This is a genomic window from Rhodococcus sp. M8, assembly GCF_015654185.1.
Taxonomy (GTDB): domain Bacteria; phylum Actinomycetota; class Actinomycetes; order Mycobacteriales; family Mycobacteriaceae; genus Rhodococcus; species Rhodococcus aetherivorans.
This window is the reverse complement of the sequence record NZ_CP064065.1, coordinates 4359165-4376064: the sequence shown is the minus strand read 5'-3', so window position 1 is coordinate 4376064 and position 16900 is coordinate 4359165. Positions and strand designations below refer to the sequence as shown.

16 protein-coding genes are annotated in these 16900 nt (G+C 62.7%); 10 read left to right on the top strand and 6 right to left on the bottom strand.

The window, feature by feature from the left end; genetic code table 11:
* Nucleotides 1-47 precede the first annotated feature (47 nt).
* The 3 genes from ISO16_RS19780 to ISO16_RS19770 form a co-directional block, all read right to left on the bottom strand.
* A complete protein-coding gene (locus ISO16_RS19780; RefSeq protein ID WP_072634085.1) occupies nt 48-1244 on the bottom strand; it encodes an acyl-CoA dehydrogenase family protein in 1197 nt (398 codons plus the stop codon).
* 32 nt (nt 1245-1276) lie between these two features.
* Nucleotides 1277-2164 carry an amidohydrolase family protein gene (locus ISO16_RS19775; RefSeq protein ID WP_072634084.1) on the bottom strand — a complete coding sequence of 296 codons (888 nt, stop codon included), beginning with the start codon at nt 2162-2164 and terminating at the stop codon, nt 1277-1279.
* A 62-nt stretch (nt 2165-2226) separates the two neighbouring features.
* Complete coding sequence (locus ISO16_RS19770) at nt 2227-3018, bottom strand: enoyl-CoA hydratase/isomerase family protein (RefSeq protein ID WP_072634083.1); 792 nt, start codon at nt 3016-3018, stop codon at nt 2227-2229.
* An 89-nt stretch (nt 3019-3107) separates the two neighbouring features.
* Here ISO16_RS19770 and ISO16_RS19765 point away from each other — a divergent pair, with 89 nt between their 5' ends.
* From ISO16_RS19765 to ISO16_RS19720, 10 genes are all read left to right on the top strand, one after another.
* Nucleotides 3108-4343 (top strand): acyl-CoA dehydrogenase family protein, encoded by a 1236-nt coding sequence (locus ISO16_RS19765; protein ID WP_072634082.1) that lies wholly within the window; start codon nt 3108-3110, stop codon nt 4341-4343.
* Nucleotides 4340-5566, top strand: coding sequence for a CaiB/BaiF CoA transferase family protein (locus tag ISO16_RS19760; protein ID WP_230304394.1), 1227 nt, complete (start codon nt 4340-4342; stop codon nt 5564-5566). The genes ISO16_RS19765 and ISO16_RS19760 overlap by 4 nt, the downstream gene beginning before the upstream one ends.
* A gap of 48 nt (nt 5567-5614) precedes the next feature.
* Nucleotides 5615-6649, top strand: coding sequence for a hypothetical protein (locus tag ISO16_RS19755; protein ID WP_072634081.1), 1035 nt, complete (start codon nt 5615-5617; stop codon nt 6647-6649).
* A gap of 33 nt (nt 6650-6682) precedes the next feature.
* Nucleotides 6683-7579, top strand: coding sequence for an enoyl-CoA hydratase (locus tag ISO16_RS19750; protein ID WP_072634080.1), 897 nt, complete (start codon nt 6683-6685; stop codon nt 7577-7579).
* Nucleotides 7579-9027, top strand: coding sequence for a class I adenylate-forming enzyme family protein (locus tag ISO16_RS19745; protein WP_072634079.1), 1449 nt, complete (start codon nt 7579-7581; stop codon nt 9025-9027). Before ISO16_RS19750 ends, ISO16_RS19745 begins: the two co-directional genes overlap by 1 nt.
* A 144-nt stretch (nt 9028-9171) precedes the next feature.
* Nucleotides 9172-9762 carry a TetR family transcriptional regulator gene (locus ISO16_RS19740; protein ID WP_072634078.1) on the top strand — a complete coding sequence of 197 codons (591 nt, stop codon included), beginning with the start codon at nt 9172-9174 and terminating at the stop codon, nt 9760-9762.
* Nucleotides 9763-9875: 113 nt separating this feature from the next.
* Nucleotides 9876-11084, top strand: coding sequence for an amidohydrolase family protein (locus ISO16_RS19735; RefSeq protein ID WP_072634077.1), 1209 nt, complete (start codon nt 9876-9878; stop codon nt 11082-11084).
* Between the two features lie 149 nt (nt 11085-11233).
* On the top strand, nt 11234-12400 hold the full coding sequence (locus ISO16_RS19730) for an acyl-CoA dehydrogenase family protein (RefSeq protein ID WP_139310936.1): 1167 nt from the start codon (nt 11234-11236) through the stop codon (nt 12398-12400).
* Complete coding sequence (locus ISO16_RS19725) at nt 12397-13455, top strand: acyl-CoA dehydrogenase family protein (protein WP_072634075.1); 1059 nt, start codon at nt 12397-12399, stop codon at nt 13453-13455. Before ISO16_RS19730 ends, ISO16_RS19725 begins: the two co-directional genes overlap by 4 nt.
* A 118-nt stretch (nt 13456-13573) precedes the next feature.
* Complete coding sequence (locus ISO16_RS19720; RefSeq protein WP_072634074.1) at nt 13574-14722, top strand: acyl-CoA dehydrogenase family protein; 1149 nt, start codon at nt 13574-13576, stop codon at nt 14720-14722.
* 84 nt (nt 14723-14806) lie between these two features.
* On the opposite strand, the gene ISO16_RS19715 is transcribed toward ISO16_RS19720, so the two are convergent.
* Genes ISO16_RS19715 through ISO16_RS19705 form a run of 3 tightly spaced genes read right to left on the bottom strand, consistent with a single transcriptional unit; the run spans nt 14807 to nt 16884 of the window.
* Nucleotides 14807-15661 carry an acyl-CoA thioesterase gene (locus ISO16_RS19715; protein ID WP_072634073.1) on the bottom strand — a complete coding sequence of 285 codons (855 nt, stop codon included), beginning with the start codon at nt 15659-15661 and terminating at the stop codon, nt 14807-14809.
* A gap of 27 nt (nt 15662-15688) precedes the next feature.
* Nucleotides 15689-16384, bottom strand: coding sequence for an SDR family NAD(P)-dependent oxidoreductase (locus ISO16_RS19710; protein ID WP_072634072.1), 696 nt, complete (start codon nt 16382-16384; stop codon nt 15689-15691).
* Between the two features lie 41 nt (nt 16385-16425).
* Nucleotides 16426-16884: a MaoC family dehydratase gene (locus tag ISO16_RS19705; protein ID WP_072634187.1), complete on the bottom strand. Its 459-nt coding sequence runs from the start codon at nt 16882-16884 to the stop codon at nt 16426-16428.
* Nucleotides 16885-16900 lie beyond the last annotated feature (16 nt).

The window sequence follows — 16900 nt, the reverse complement described above, 5'->3', positions numbered from 1 at the left end:
GCGGCGGTTCGTTCTTCCCTCCTCGGCCCGGCTGCCGGGCCTCAGCTCTACCGAGGGAGCCCGAGGACCCGTTCCGCGGCGATGTTCCGCTGGATCTCCGATGTTCCGCCGTAGATGGTTTCGGCACGAGAAGACAGGAAGAGCTTCTGAACGGTGGAGGCGTCGTCGAAGTCGTCACCGGTCTCGACCATCGACGCAGCTCCGACGATGTCCATGGCCAGCTCACCCATCTTCTGGTGATGAGTCGAGGCGAACAGCTTCGTCGTCATCGCCGCTGCAGCCGTCGCGGCGCCGGGATCCGGAGAATCCTCGTTCAGCAAGTCGGCGACCACGCGCAGGTTGGTCGACCGCATGAGCTTGATACCGATGTAGGCATCGACGAGTCTGCATCGGATATCGGGGTCGTCGAGCGAGCCGTTCCGACGTGCAATGTCGATGATGCTGCCCAATTCCCGCTCCATGCCCAGTTGAACCGGCATCAGCGCACTGCCACGTTCGAGTCCCAAGGTGGTCATCACCACCGACCATCCTCCGTCGATCTCACCGACCGTGAGATCGACCGTGCTCCGGGCGTCGTTGAAGAAGCACTCGCTGAACTCCGTCGAGCGGTTGATGTTCTCGATGGGCCGGACATCCACACCCTCTTGATGTGCATCGACGAGCAGCAGCGACAACCCCTTGTGCCTGAGCGAGGCGTCGGGGTTGGTCCGGCACAGGACGTACAGCCAATCCGCGTGGTGACCGAACGTCGTCCAGATCTTCTGCCCGTCGATATGCCAGACTCCGTCGTCACCGAGGACGGCTCGGGTGCGAACACCGGCGAGATCGGAACCCGCACCGGGTTCACTGAACCCCTGCCCCCACATCTCCTCGACTTTCAGGATCTTCGGAAGAAAGCGCAGTTTCTGCTCGTGTGTGCCGCAGGCGAGCAGGGTCGGACCCAGGAGCTCGAGCGCCTGGGTGTTGACACGAGCAGGCGCAGCGGCTCGCGCGTACTCGTACTCGAACACGATCTCCTCAGCGAGCCCGAGACCCCGACCGCCGTATTCCTCCGGCCAGGTCAGACCCAGCCAGCGCCCCTGGGAAAGTTCACGTTCCCATTCCACACGGAGGTCCCATGCCGTGTCGTCGGTGGGACTGCCGACGCCACGATGCGCCGCGAATTCACCGACGATGTGCTCGGCGAACCAGGTGCGGACTTCCTCGCGGAAGTCCTCGAGTCCAGGGGCAAGGTCAAGTTCCATTATCGAGTCCTATGTGTGGAAGGATTCCAGGGTCAGCTCGGCAGACCGAAGACCCTGCGGGCGTTGCCACCGAGATACCCCTCACGTGCACGACCGGTCAGGGACAGGGCCCGACCTTCGGTGATGGTTCTCTCGATGGGCAGAATCGGGTAATCCGACGCCCACATGAGCTTCTCGGGATTACGACGTTGCGCGAATGTGAGGATCTCCTCCGGCACATACTTGGGAGCCCAGCCGGCGGTCATCGCGAACACGTTGGGATGCTTGATGAGCATGGCCACGGTCTCACTGATCCACGGATCGCCGAGATGACTCATCACCAGCTTCAACTCGGGGAATGCGAGGGCGACCTCATCGATGAGAATCGTTCGCTGAAGCTTCGCGGGCTTCATCGGCCCCGGAACACCGACGTTGATCGACACTACGGCACCCTCGTCACAGGCCGCGGTGTAGGCGGGGTAGGCAAGCTTGTCGTCGATGGCGATACCGGTGAACATCGGAATGATCCGGATGCACTTGATACCATACTCGCGCACAGCAATTCGCACGTGCTTCGCAGCCTCGTATCCCAGGCGCGGATCGATTCCCACCGACGTGACGAATCGTCCCGGATGGTCCATCTGGATCTGTGCGAGCCGCTCACAGGTCTCGCGCAGAACCTTCTCGCCGGTCTTGGTGCCGTGCACGTATGCAGGGGTGATGTCGCGCGGTACCTTCGTGAGCACACCCGCGGCGATACCCATACGATCCATCTCCGCTACCACGTCGGCGATCGTCTCTCCGCCTTCGTACGCACTGTTGCCGCGCTTGAATCGCGCGACCACCGCCGGATCGGGTGTGACCTCACCCGGCAGGTAAGGCAGGTTGATCCATGCGTCGAAGACGTCCGACTCCGTAGACGCTTCCACTTGCTCCGACATCCGGTTTCTCCTTCGGTATTTGCCGTACGGATGCAGCCTCCGCCTGCAGCAGGCGTATCGGTCTACCTTCCGCGATACACGGGTTCACGCTTTTCTTTCATGGCCGACAACGCCTCGGCCGAGTCTTCGGTGGCTGCGACCACTGCAAAGTGAGAAGAGGCCAGGTCGAGCGCAGTACGCAGATCCGCATCGGCGGACTGGTATGTAATTCGCTTGATCATTCGAACGGTGACGGGGGCATGGGCAGCAATCGATTCTGCGAACTTCTGCGTTTCCTCCGCGAACGATTCTGCCGGAGCGACACGGTTGACCAGGCCTATCCGGTGAGCTTCGGCGGCGTCGACGAAGTCGCCGGTCAGCAGCAATTCGAGCGCCTTCGACGTCCCGACGAGACGCGGAAGGTAGTAGGCTCCGCCGTCCCCGGGCGTGAGTCCCACGCGGACGTATCCCTCCGAGAGCTTCGCGGTGGAGGACATGATGCGCATGTCGCACATCAATGCCATGTCCAGCCCGGCGCCCACCGCAACACCGTTGATCGCCGCAATGAGCGGCTTGTCGAGAGCCTCCACAGCGCGCGCAACGCGATGGATCTCCTCGTACAGCTGGCTCTTGCGTTCGAGAGGCGTCAGGGTGCGATCGGCGTTGGATATCGACCCGAGGTCCACCCCGGAACAGAAGGCACGGTCGCCGGCCCCCGTCAGCACAACGACGCGAACGCGTTCGTCCTCGCGAGCCTCACGGAGCATGCGCTCCCATTCTCGAACCATCGAGAAAGTGAAGGCATTGCGTGCCTGAGGTCGATTGAGGGTGATGGTTCCGATTCCCCCCGACAGCGACCACGAGATCTCGTCCACCTAGGGCTCCTCCAGTCCTGAAGCCTCCCCGATCAGCGATTCACACGGAAGGGTCTGGCTAATTCTCTAACTGATTGTACTATAGGGGCATGGGTTCTTCAGAGGACAGTTTCGGCGAGCTGCCGTTGTCGGATGCCGACCGGGAGTTCCGCGACGAGGTGCGAACGTGGTTGCACGAGCACCTCACGGAGGAGTTCTCCGGTCAGGCCGATCGCGGCGGCCCGGATGACGATGACAACTGGGAATTACGCCGGGCATGGGAGCGTGAACTCGGGGCCGGGAACTGGCTGGGCCTGTCCTGGCCACGGGAGTACGGGGGCCGCGGAGCGACCATGACCCAAGAGATCGTCTTCGCCATGGAATACGCACGCGCCGGCGCTCCTCCACGGGCGGCATTCCACGGAGAAACGCTCATGGCTCCGACCGCGCTGGCGTACGGAACCGAGGAGCAGAAGCGGCGACTCCTGCTCCCGATGTCGAAAGCGGAAGTAGTCTGGTGCCAGGGATATTCGGAACCCGGCGCGGGCTCCGATCTCGCCAACGTAGCCACCAGGGCACACCTCGACGGCGACGAGTGGGTGATCAACGGCCAGAAGATCTGGACCACATTCGCTCAACACGCGGACTGGATCTTCGCGATCGTCCGCACCGACCCGACATCCAGCCGACATGCCGGCCTGTCCTACATGCTCGTGCCTCTCGACCAACCCGGGGTCACCATCCGTCCCATACGCACCATGCTCGGGGACAGCGGATTCAACGAAGTGTTCTTCGACGACGCCCGAACCTCGATCGACAATGTCCTGGGCGGGACAGGTGAGGGATGGAACGCCGCAATGACCACTCTCGGTCACGAGCGAGCGACGTCGGTCCTGAATTACCAGTTCTCCTTCGTCCGCGAGATGGAACACCTCAAGGACCTCTCGAAACGACGTGCACCCCTTGGCGATCCGACGCTCCGGAACCGGATCATCGATTCCTACATCGGCCTGCAGATCATGGCCTACAACAACCTCCGAACATTATCCACCGCACTGCGAGACGGCGAGTTCGGTCCCGAAGCGTCCATCGGCAAGTACTACTGGTCTCGCTGGCACCAGAACTTCACCGAGGTTGCCATGGACGTGCTGGGTGAAGAGTCCCTGCTGGGAACCGACTGGGCGGTCGACGACACGTCAGGCGCCGCCGTCGTCGACGAGTCCACCGCGCTGCGGCGTGCCTTCGTCCGCGCGCGAGCGGAAACGATCTACGCCGGCGCGAGCGAGATCCAGAAGAACATCATCAGCGAACGAGTGCTGAAGTTGCCCAAGGAGCCCCGAAGGTGAACGACAAGATCGAAACCACAGGCCCGTTGGGGGGCATACACATTCTCGACCTGAGTCGCATCCTTGCCGCACCGCTCGCCACTCAGCTCCTGGGCGACCTCGGCGCCGAGGTGATCAAGGTCGAACGTCCCGGCGTCGGCGACGACTCGAGACAGTACGGTCCCCCTTTCTTCGGTGAACCGTCCGACCGCAACTCGGGTTTCTATCTCAGCGCGAACCGGAACAAACAGTCCATCACGGTCGATCATTCCGACCCGCGAGGCGCCGCCCTGATCCGTGAACTGGCAGGCAGTTCCGACGTCCTGGTCGAGAACTTCCGGACCGGCGTGCTGGCGAAGTACGGATTGGACTTCGAGTCGCTTCGTCAGCACAACCCGAAGCTGGTCTACTGCTCCGTGACGGGATTCGGCCAGGACGGACCGTACGCGATGCGAGCGGGCTACGACGGTGTGTTCCAGGCGATGAGCGGCATGATGAGCGTCTCGGGCATTCCCGACGGTGAACCGGGAGCCGGACCCATGAAGGTGGGCGTCTCGATGGTCGACGTCCTCGCGGGTCTGTATACGTCCACAGCGATACTCGCGGCACTTCGACATCGCGACCGAACCGGCGAAGGACAACATATCGACGTGTCCCTGCTCGACTGCGGTGTGGCGTCCCTGTCACATTACGTCCAGAACTATCTGGTTTCAGGCGTCCAAGCACCCCGCCGGGGCAACGGAGGGTTCGGCGGCATCCCCTCCCAGGCTTTCCGATGCAGCGACGGCAACGACATATTCGTCGTCGCAAGCACACCGAAGCAGTTCTCCGGTCTGGCTGCAGCACTGGGCAGACCCGAACTGGTCGACGATCCACGATTCGCCACCGTGTCCACCAGAATCGAGAATCGGGATTTCGTCCTGGAGGTTCTGTCGAAGATCTTCGTCACCGAACCGGTCGACTACTGGGTCGAGAAACTCGAAGCGGCCGATGTGCCGTGCAGCCCGGTCAATTCCATGAAGGAAGTCTTCGACAATCCTCAGGTGCAACACCGACAACTACTCAGACGAACCGAAGAGGATGGCCTGACCCTCGTGGGCAACCCCATTCGATTCTCCGACAGTCCGATCACGACGTACCGGGTTCCTCCTCGACTGGGTGAGCACACGGATACTGTTCTCCGAGAGACTCTTTCCATGTCCCAGGACGAAATCACCGCACTCCGGTCCGACGAAGTCATCTGATCACCACGTTCGCTATTCGCTCCCGAACTCGACGAAAGGCAAGTCCTCGTGACCGCTACATTCTCGAAGCTCTCCCCCACCGGATCGTTCAACCATGCTGCACTGTGCAGCGGGCGCCACTTCGATCCCACAGCCGTACTCTCCCGCGAGAAGCCCATCCACGGACTCACCCCGGAGGCCGGCTACATCTGGGGAACCCTCCGCGACGACGAGGGCGCGATGTACACGATCATGCGACGCATCTCGGCAGTCACGGATCGACAGGAATCGGACGGTGAAGTCAAATCCCTGGGAGGGAAGCTGTTGCTGGTCTCCAGCGACGGCAAGGACGGTCAGATGAATCTCCGGCGCGAACCCCGGTTCGCTCCGGACAGCAACGACCTCGAACGACGGATCCTGGATTCCTCGTCCATCGAGCTCAGCACTCCGACGAACGAACACGGCCGTCGCACCTCCCTGACGCTCACGGAGAACTCGATGAAGTATGTCGAGACCGATGTGATCGACGTGAGCGGCACCCTGGTCGCCCCGCCCCTGCAGTGGTTCCTCCCGGGTCCCGACTCGTCCCTGCTGTACCTCACCCAGACATGGCTGGTCGAAGGTGACGTGGCCGGTCGACGTGTCCGTGGCTTCCTCTTCTGGGAAGAGGCCTGGATGCCTGAGGACGCGCGTCTGTACGTGAGCAAGGATCCACTCCACGACGCCGAATACACCACCTGGTATTCGTGGGCGAACCACTGGGAGGACGGGACTGCCGAGGTGGGGCACTTCCTGTACGGAAACGGAGACTTCCAGGTAGCCATCGTTGCGCACAGCGACGGCACCGTCACCGTCGGACGTCACATGGAGGCCGAGGTGCGGCGCGCGGCCGACGGCTACTGGCACGACGGCATCGACTACGTGATCGACGGCGAGAAGTGGGTCTGCGAAGCCGACCCGCACGGCCGCATGGAAGGCTTGGGCAAGGTGCCCAACCCCCAGCAGGAAGGCCGCATGCATCGAGTGTCCGACACGCGGACGCCGGATGTGTGGATGGCATGGGGTGAAACCGTGCCGGGTAATGGGGATCGTCGCAAGTGGTGATCATCCACCTGTTCGAGGAAAGGTAGCATCGACATGACGGAAAGCTTCGTCACCTACGAGACGGTCGGAGCCGGCAACATCGCCCGCATCGGTCTCAATCGCCCGGAGGCGAGGAACGCTCAGAACCGCGGTCTACTCGTCGAACTCGACGAGGCTTTCCGTCGCGCCGAGCAGGACGACACCATCGACATCATCATCCTCTTCGGTCACGGCCCCAGTTTCTCGGCAGGCCACGATATGGGATCCGAGATCGCAGCGAGGGAGGAGTTGCCGGGCCCCGAGCAGCACCCGACCTTCCGCATCGACGGCGGCACTGCGCAGTCGCATGTGGAGCGGCGAATGCTGCAGGAGTGGCACTACTACTTCGACTGCACACGGCGCTGGCGCGACCTTCGCAAGATCACGATTGCTCAGGTGCACGGCAAGGTCATTTCTGCCGGCCTCATGCTGATGTGGGCGTGCGACCTCATCGTCGCTTCCGAGGACACGTTGTTCGCGGACGTGGTCGCCACTCGACTCGGCATGCCGGGCGTCGAATATCTCGCCCACCCATTCGAATTCGGTCCTCGTAAGGCGAAGGAACTGCTTCTCACCGGAGATGCCATCGACGCCGAGGAGGGGCACCGACTCGGCATGGTGTCGAAGATCTTCCCTGCGGACGAGTTGGCGGACAGCACGGTGGAGTTCGCATCCAGAATCGCGAAGCGCCCTGCCATGGCGCGGCTGTTGATCAAGGATTCGGTCAACGGTGCAGTCGACGCGATGGGCTTCCAGGAGTCCTTGAAGAACAGCTTCGCGCTGCACCAGCTCGGGCATGCCCATTGGACTGCACTTCACGACGACAAGTTCCCTGCAGCGAAGCCCGGACCCGACATCGAGGACTGGCGTTCGGCAGGTCCGCTGCGCACCGCCGATCCGCGTGTCCCCTGATGACAGAGATTTCGGACTACGCCTCGCTCCCGGAGCGGGCAGCGCAGACGTGGCCTGATCGGATCGCGCTCCGGTTCCAGGGACAGTCCTGGACCTACAGAGACTTTGCGGAATCCGTGGCCCGAGCCGAAATGTCCCTCCGGAGAGTCGGAGTGGAAACAGGTACGCGCACGGCGTTGCTGGTCGAGAACCGACCGGACTATGTCATCGCGCAGTTCGCGCTCGCCCGGATCGGTGCCGTCTTTGTCACGCCCAACCCCTATTGGACAGACCACGAGATCCGGGCAGCCCTGGACGGAGCACGTGTCACGGCCGCTGTGTATTCACAGCGGCACCGGACTGTCGCCGAAGAACTGGCGGTACGACTCCCGGTCGAGGATCTCGTTTCCCCGGTGGAAGAGCGAACGCCTCCCGAACCCGCCGAACGCATGCGGTCGTGCGAACACCAGGACCTGTTCATTCCGTTCTCGTCGGGCACGACCGGACACCCCAAAGGCGTCATCCATACGCACGCCGGCCTCTCGGGAGGGGTGCATCAACTCGTCACCCATCTGGGTCTCGGTGAGACGGATGTCCTCCAGATTTCGTTACCGCTGTGCCACATCTTCGGCACCTCGATGATGGGTGCCGCTCTCGCAGTGGGAGCACAGGTCACCCTGTTCGAACGCTTCGACCTCGACATCTGTCTCCGGCACATCCGGGACGATGCGGTCACCGTATGGCCCCTGGCCGGCACCGTCGCTCATCAACTGCTCGACATCCCACATCTGGGGCCGGCCGATTTTCCCGGATTGCGTTACTTCATGTGGGGTGGCAGCGCGGTTCCTGCCGGAGTTGCCAAAGCTCTCACGGCCAGGACCGGTGTCGGCTTCCTCTGCTCCTACGGGATGACCGAGGCGATGACCGTCGCCTTCAATCCGGTGCACGATCCTGCGGACTGGCGTCTCGATTCGCCCGGATACGCGACGGAAGGAACCGAGATCCGGCTGGGACCCGACGACGAGATCGAGGTCCGGGGCGTGTCGGTGGCGCGGGGATACACCAAGCCTGAAGCGAATGCTGCGTTCACCGCCGACGGATGGTTCCGCACAGGAGACGTGGGCCGCATCGAGCCGAGCGGGCGGATTCGGATCGTGGATCGCCGCAAGGACATGATCAAGGTCTCCGGATTCCAGGTCGCACCGACGGAGGTCGAGCAGGAACTCTCACGTCATCCGGCAGTGGACGACGTAGCCGTTGTCGGCCGACCGGACGATCGGCACGGCGAGCGAGTAGTCGCATATGTCGTTGCTTCGTCGGATGTCCCCGTCGATGACCTCCGACGCTTCCTCGGCGAGCGTCTCGCCACATACAAGATTCCGCGTGAGTTCTCATTTGTCGAGGTCCTGCCCAGGACGGCGTCCGGCAAACTGCAGCGATCGCGCCTGCGCACCGACGGACCTCACTGAGTGAGCTCGGTCTTGCGAGGGTGTCCCTGCGTCCGCTGCCTGGCGGATCTGCCGATGCGTGGCCCACCGTAGGACCGATCGACCGTTGCTATCGTCTGCGTCACGGGGCATCAGCCGCTGACGACGACCGAAGGAAGAACAATCATGGCGTCCTTGCGTGAACGGAACCGGACCAGGACGCGGCTCGAGATCGAGAACGCCGCTCTCGAACTGTTCGAGCGGCAAGGTTATGACCGGACGAGTGTCGAGGAGATCGCCGATCAAGCAGGCGTCTCACGCGCAACGTTCTTTCGCTACTACCCGTCGAAGGAAGAACTCCTTTTCACCAACGAGTCCGAAGCAGTCGACGAAATGGTGAAACACGTTGCACAACGTGAGGATTCCGACTGGACGCTCGTGTCGCTCGCCGCACCGATGGCCCGGTTCGGCCACCACCTCCTCGACGACGATTCCTCGGAAGGGCAGAGACTGACCAGACTCGTGATGACGACCCGCGAACTCGAAGCCCGCAGCATGCGCATGCGCCTCAGGTGGGAGCGCGCACTCGCCCGTCAACTGGCACACGAACGCGGGTCGGAAACACCCGAGTCCTCCGACGTGCTCCTGGCCAATCTGGCGGTCGGATGCTTGGCTGCGGCGCTGTGGGAGTGGCAGGCAGTTTCGGAACCGATATCGATAGACCGGATCATCATGTCCATGTTCGCCCAGGCCCAGTCCATGATTGCCGCCGACTGAACTCCCCTCCACTCAGATATTGTGCGACGCCGTCTCAGTTTGATACCGTGGCTCATATCGGAGGCCCAGCGAAGCTACGCGAGCGGCCCCGAATCCCCGACACGGAGGCGAGCATGGCGCTGATCAAGAACTCGGTGGGAACCCTCCCGTACCTGATGGCCGACTTCGATCAACATTCCTACGAGGCACCGGACGCGTTCACGCGTTTCATGCCCAAGAACAAGCTTCATACGGCAGTGCGACCGATCGAGGCACCGGGTTACGACCGCAAGGTCCTGCTGGCAAACGACCGAATCGTGACAGCACTCGAGGCCGACCTCGATCAGGCATACGTCCCGGGGTCGCTGGTCGAGATGCTCAAGCAGCGCGCCTCCGGCAATGCCACCGATGCCGAGAGGTTCTACGAGCCGATCCAGGCCGAATACCTCGACAAGGACAAGCGGCTGATCCAACTGCAGGAGCAGCAGATCGAAAAGACCGTCATGTACCCCGGCGGCTGGGGACTGCTGGCCGAGGCATACCTGGACGGCATCGATCCCCTGTACGACAACCTCGAGTCCTTCAACCGATGGATCGACGAGGACTGGGGATTCGCATACAAGGACACCATCTATGCTCCGGCGATGCTGTCGCTGCGGGACCTCGACCGGGCGTGTGCCGAGCTGGACCGCGTTCTGGACAAGGGCGCCAGGTTCATCATGTTGCCGGCAGGGCCGGCCTACGGACGCTCTCCGGGCGACCCCTACTTCGATCCCTTCTGGGCACGAATCAACGAAGCGAAAGCTGTGGTTTCCTACCACATCTCGGAGTTCCATTATCAAGCAAACGTTGCCTCCCACTGGGGATGGAACCTCGTACCGCCGTTCCAGTTCTCTGCTTGGCAATGGCAGAACACTTACGGTGAACGTCCCATCACCGATACGCTGTCGGCACTCATCTTCGACAACCTCTTCGGTCGCTTCCCCAACATCAAGGTCCTCGTCAGCGAATTCGGCGCCGAGTGGATTCCCCACTTCATCCGCCACATGGACAAGAGTCGCGGCATGGCCCGGAACGGACGATGGCTCGGCGGCCAGCTCACGGAGCGCCCCAGCACCATCTTCAAGAACCACATCCGTGTCGTTCCGTACCCGGAAGACGATACGGTCGGCATGGTCGAGAAGCTCGGGACCGTGGACTGCCTCGTCATGGGATCGGACTGGCCGCACGCCGAAGGACTCCGCGAACCGGCCGACTTCTTCGAACGGGTCGAGGGACTCGGTGACGAGAAGCGCAAGCGCTTCATCCGCCAGAACGGAATGGACCTGATCGCGGGAACGTAGTTCCGAGAGGCACATTCGACGGCGCCTGCCGATAAGGACAACCATCGGCAGGCGCCGGTCCACTCCGCTGATCCGACCGAACCACACGATTCACTCGCAAGCTATTCCCGCCTGCTCGTGCACGAGCACAGCCGAGAGGTCCTCCGATCATGATCGGGCTAGTTCCAGAAGTAATCCCCCTCCCACCGGAAACTGCAGAGTTGCGCGCCGCGGTCCGCGACTTCCTCGCGGCGGACCGCCATCGCCACGGGTGGGAGCCACGCGTCGATTCATGGATCTCCTCGTGGGATCCGGACTTCAGCCGTCGCCTCGCACAACAGGGCTGGCTCGGGATGACCATCCCCACCGAACACGGTGGACAGGGCAGAAGTCACCTCGAACGTTTCGTCGTCACCGAAGAACTTCTTGCGCACGGCGCACCGGTCGCGGCGCACTGGGTGTCCGACCGGCAGGTAGGGCCGGCCCTGCTCAAACACGGCTCGGCAGCCCAGCGAGAACGCTATCTTCCTCGGATTGCCTCCGGTGAATGCTATTTCGCGATCGGGATGAGCGAACCCGAAGCAGGCTCCGACCTCGCTTCGGTGCGCACGCGCGGTGTTCGCGTCGACGGCGGATGGGAAGTGACCGGCACCAAGGTGTGGACTTCGGGTGCACACCACAGCGAAGCGTTCTTCGTCCTCGCCCGGACCGAGGACCTCGATCCCAAACACCGGCACGAGGGACTGAGCCAGTTCCTCATCACCCTCGACTCTCCGGGCATCGACATCCGCCCCATCAAATTGCTCACCGGTCAACATCACTTCAACGAAGTGGTGCTCGATCGTGTCTTCGTTCCGGACGACATGGTGGTCGGCACCCCCGGAGAAGGATGGAAGCAGGTGGGGTCGGAACTGAGCTTCGAGCGCAGCGGTCCCGAACGCATCCTTTCCCCGCAACCACTTCTCGACGCGGTGGGCGCGCAGTTGGCAGCCGGTAGCGAGCACGTGGACGACCATTCGCTGGTGACCTTCGGCAACCTCGTCGCAGATCTCACGACCCTTCGTCATCTTTCGAGCTCCGTGGCCCGAGCACTGTCGAACGACGAGCCCGCCGACCTCGCCGCGGCACTCGTCAAGGAGATCGGTACGAGTTTCGAGCAACGCGTCGTCAGCGACTGTGCGGAGTTGGCCGCACACGCTCACACCGATCTCGAATCGTCCGACACGCTCGGCCGATTGATTGCCGAGGCCCTTTTGCATGCACCAGGTTTCACACTCCGAGGTGGAACGAGCGAAGTGTTGCGCGGAGTCATCGCGCGCGGATTGGGATTGAGATGACCTCGACTGTTCACGGTTCGACCACGGCAGAACTGGATGCATTGCGCGAACTCACCGACGACCTGTTCGGTTCGATCACGCGTCCCCACCTGCACAGTCCGCAGACGACACTGCCCTATTCCTCCGAAGCCTGGGACCTCCTGGGCGAATCGGGACTGACCCTCCTCACGACACCCGAAAGTGCCGGCGGCAGCGGCGGCGGGATTCCCGAAGCCGCTCTCATGCTGGACCGCAGTGGCTACCACGCACTCCCCGCACCCCTGTTCGAAACAGACCTCCTCGCGTCGTGGCTGCTCGGCCTACACGGAACCGACGCATCTTCGGCCCCGATGACCGCCGTCCAGGTCGACTGGTCGCCCGAGGAGCTTCGAGCAGGGGAAATCGTTCTCAACCGTGTTCCCTGGGGACAGATCGCGAGCGACATACTCGTTGCAGGTGACCGCTTCGTCGGCCGCATCCGCACAGATGACGCCAGGATCGAACCCGTAGGCGATCTCGTCGGAGAACACTATGCCGATGTGTCCGTTCCGGTCGAAGCTCTGAACGTGGCTCCCACGTCGACGGACACGCGCAGCGAGTACCTGACCCGAGGCGCATGGGCACGGTCGGAACAAATCTGCGGCGCCCTGGAACGCGTTCTCGATCTGGGGATCGCCCACGTGACCGAACGCCATCAGTTCGGTCGGCCGATCGGGAAATTCCAAGCAGTCCAGGAGTTGATCTCCCGGTCTGCCGGGCTCGTCACCACCGCAAAGGCCTCGACCGCCCATGCCACCGCAGTGATCGCCCAGGAAGGCTTCGACGCCGACAGTTCACGCACCGCGGTCTCGATAGCGAAGATTCAAGCCGGCCGGGCAGCGACTGTCGTCAGCCGTGATATCCACCAGGCACATGGCGCGATCGGCTTCACGCTGGACCACCAACTCAGGCACTTCACCACGCGTGCACTTGCGTGGAACCGCAGCTTCGGAACGCCGACGCAATGGTCCAATGAACTCGGCCGCAAGGTCCTCGCCTCGCGGATGTCGGTCTGGGAGTTCGCCGTTGCACACTGAACGGCGACGGACACCGAGGTCGAAACCAGACCTTTCGCAACCCACCGAATAGTCAGTATATTTAACTCATTGGCGTCACGAAGGCGCCGCCCTCCTAGCCCTGACGGAGTGACAGAAAATGCGACGCAAAATTTTCGAACCCGAACACGACGAGTTCCGGGCCACAGCACGATCGTTCTTCGAAACAGCGTGTGTCCCGCATTCCGAGGAATGGGAGGAACGCGGCTACGTCGATCGTGACGTATGGCTCGAGGCCGGAAAGCTCGGACTCATCGGCTGGGAGATGCCGGAGGAGTACGGTGGCGCCGACATCAAGGACTTCCGCTTCAACGCCATCCTCAACGAGGAATACCACGCCACCGGCGCGGTCGGCATCGGCCTCGGCGTGCAGAACGACATCCTGTCCGGCTACTTCCGCGATCTCACCACCGACGAACAGAAGAAGCGCTGGCTGGCCAAGTACGTCAGCGGCGAATACATCACCGCTATCGCCATGTCCGAACCCGGCGCCGGATCCGACCTCGCCAACGTGAAGACGTCGGCTCGGCGCGACGGTGACCACTACGTGGTCAACGGCGCCAAGACCTTCATCTCCAACGGCCTGCTCGCCGACCTCGTCGTCGTCGTATGCCGGACCGATCCCGACGCCGAGAAGCCGCACAAGGGCATCAGCCTGCTGGTAGTGGAGACCGGCATGGAGGGCTTCACCCGCGGCCGCAAACTCGACAAGATCGGCCAGAAATCCGCCGACACTGCCGAACTGTTCTTCGACAACGTTCGAGTGCCGGTCGAGAACCTCCTCGGCGAGGAGAACCGCGGCTTCTACCACCTGATGGGCAACCTGCCGGCCGAGCGGCTCGGCATTGCCATCCATGCGGTCGCCCAGGCACGCCGCGCCGTCGACCTGGCGACCGACTATGCCCACGAGCGAAAGGCCTTCGGCCAGGAAATCGGCAAGTTCCAGGTCAATCGTCACGCCCTCGCGCAGATGCGGGTGGAAGTCGATGTCATGCAGACCTATGTGGACCAGTGCGTTCTCGGCGTCAATTCCGGCGATCTCACGGCAGAGGAAGCCGCCGGCGCCAAGTGGTGGGCGACGGAAACCCAGTGGAAGATCGTCGACCGATGCCTTCAGCTGCACGGTGGCTACGGCTACATGAACGAGTACGAGATCGCTCGGCTGTGGCGCGACGCCCGCGTTCAGCGCATCTACGGCGGCACGAACGAGATCATGCTCGACATCGTCGGACGTAGCCTGGGCTTCTGACAGAGACGCGGCTGCAGCCACACACCGAAAAGGGGCGGTCCTACATCGAGTAGGTCCGCCCCTTTTCGCGCGAAACACCGATCATCAGATAGGTCTGATGAGTCCCTCCTGGACGACGCTCGCGACATGGACACCATCGGAATCGAAGAACTCACCACGGCAGAAGCCCAGTCCGCCGTGCGCGGACGGCGACATATGGTCGTACAGCAACCACTCGTCGACTCGGAAATCACGATGAAACCAGACGCAGTGGTCGAGAGATGCCGTCTGGACACCCGGATGGGACGACGGTACGCCGTGGGGCCGAACCGACTCCGGAAGGATCAACAGGTCCGAGATGCACGCCAGCAGCGCCCGGTGCATATAGGCCTCACCGCCGGCTATCTTGTTCGCCCGCATCCACGTCAGGCCGCGCGACCCGACCCCGGTCGAAGTCGGGATCGCAGGCACGTCCGCGTCCGGCACGATCCGAATCTCGAGCGGCCCCCATTCCAGATAGAACTCCGGCCACAGGCCGGGTTCCGCGTGGTACAGATCGACGACCGACGGGACCGTATCGGGTGCCGGGGCCGCGGGGGCAGGCATCTGATGGTCGAAACCGTGCTCGTCGCGATGAAAGGATGCGCGTGCCGTGAAGATGAGTTTGTCGCTCTGATACGCGTCGATCGACCTGCTGGCGAAGGATGCACCGTCCCGGGTCCGAGTGACGACGAACCTGATGACCTGGCCCGCACGTCCCGGCCTGAGGAATTGGGACTGAACCGAGTGAATGGACCAGTCCGTCGGGACGGTACGTGCACTCGCAGCGACGGCGAGTCCGACCACCTGACCTCCGAAGACCCGCGGTAGCGGGTAGTCGGCCGGAAGGGACTCGAATATCAGTTCGTCGACCTGCTCGAGTTTCAGCAGGGCAGTCAGGTCGGTCAATCCGGCGGTCATGCGCCGTTCCTCTCGTGATGAAGCAACTCAGCCGACACCCGGTACCGGGACCTGTGCACCCGTCACCGCCGACGCTGCATCCGATACCAGGAAGGCTACGGTCGAAGCGATCTGCGCCGGGGAGACCCACCCGTCCCTGCTCGAATTCGGTTGTGTCGAGCGGTTACCCGGAGTATCTATTACGGAGGGCAGTATCGTGTTGGCCCGGATTCCGTCTCGCGAGTACTCGGCCGCGACGGCACCGAGGAATGCGCAGACAGCGGCCTTCGAGGTGATGTAACCCGAGGCGCCGCTGAAGGGGGCGAACGCCGCCTTCGCCGAAACGCCGACGATCGAACCGCCGCCGGCTCGGACCAACGCGGGCAGAGCGTGTTGTGTGAGGAGATAGAGAGGATGCAGGTTCAGACGCAGCAACCGGTCGAATTCGCTGATCGGTGTGTCTGCAACCCGCTCTCCCATCGCGAAGCCGCCGACGAGGTTGACCACGGCCCCGAGCGGACGGTCGTCATGTCGGGCCGCTTCGGCCACCACGGCGCGTACCTGCTCCTCGTCGAACAGGTCGGCCTCGATCAGCGTGAGGCGGTCCGACTGCGGAAGCCGGCTCAGTTCTTCCTCGACAACCCACGGTACGACGACGTGCCATCCTCCGGTGAGGAGTTCACCGACGACCGCGGTGCCCAGCCCACCGGTTCCACCGGAGACGATGATTGTCCGCTCAGACATACAATTGCCTTTCTACAAGGGCCGCTGGAATGCATTCATTTTCAGAACGCAACCCGGCTCACCGTTTCCGCCACCAATGCCGGCTTCTCCTGCCCTTCGATTTCCATCGACTGGCCGACGATCATCTGCACAGATCCGTTCGGCAGGGATTCCGCCGATACCAACGTCGAGTGCAGACGCACGCGAGACCCGACCGGAACGGGTTTGACGAACCGGACCTTGTTGGAACCGTAGTTGATTCCCATCTTCGAGCCTTCGATCCGGTAGATCTGCCACCCCAGCATCGGGAGCAGCGACAGAGTCAGATATCCGTGAGCGATCGGCTTCCCGTACGGGCTCTCGGAAGTCGCGCGTTCGACATCGACGTGAATCCACTGATGATCACCCGTCGCTTCGGCGAACGTGTCGATCCGCTCCTGGGTGATCTCCACCCACTCCGAGACACCCAGCTTCTCACCTGCTGCACCGACTATCTCGTCGGCCGAGCTGAAAACACGCATGTGCTTCTCCATATCA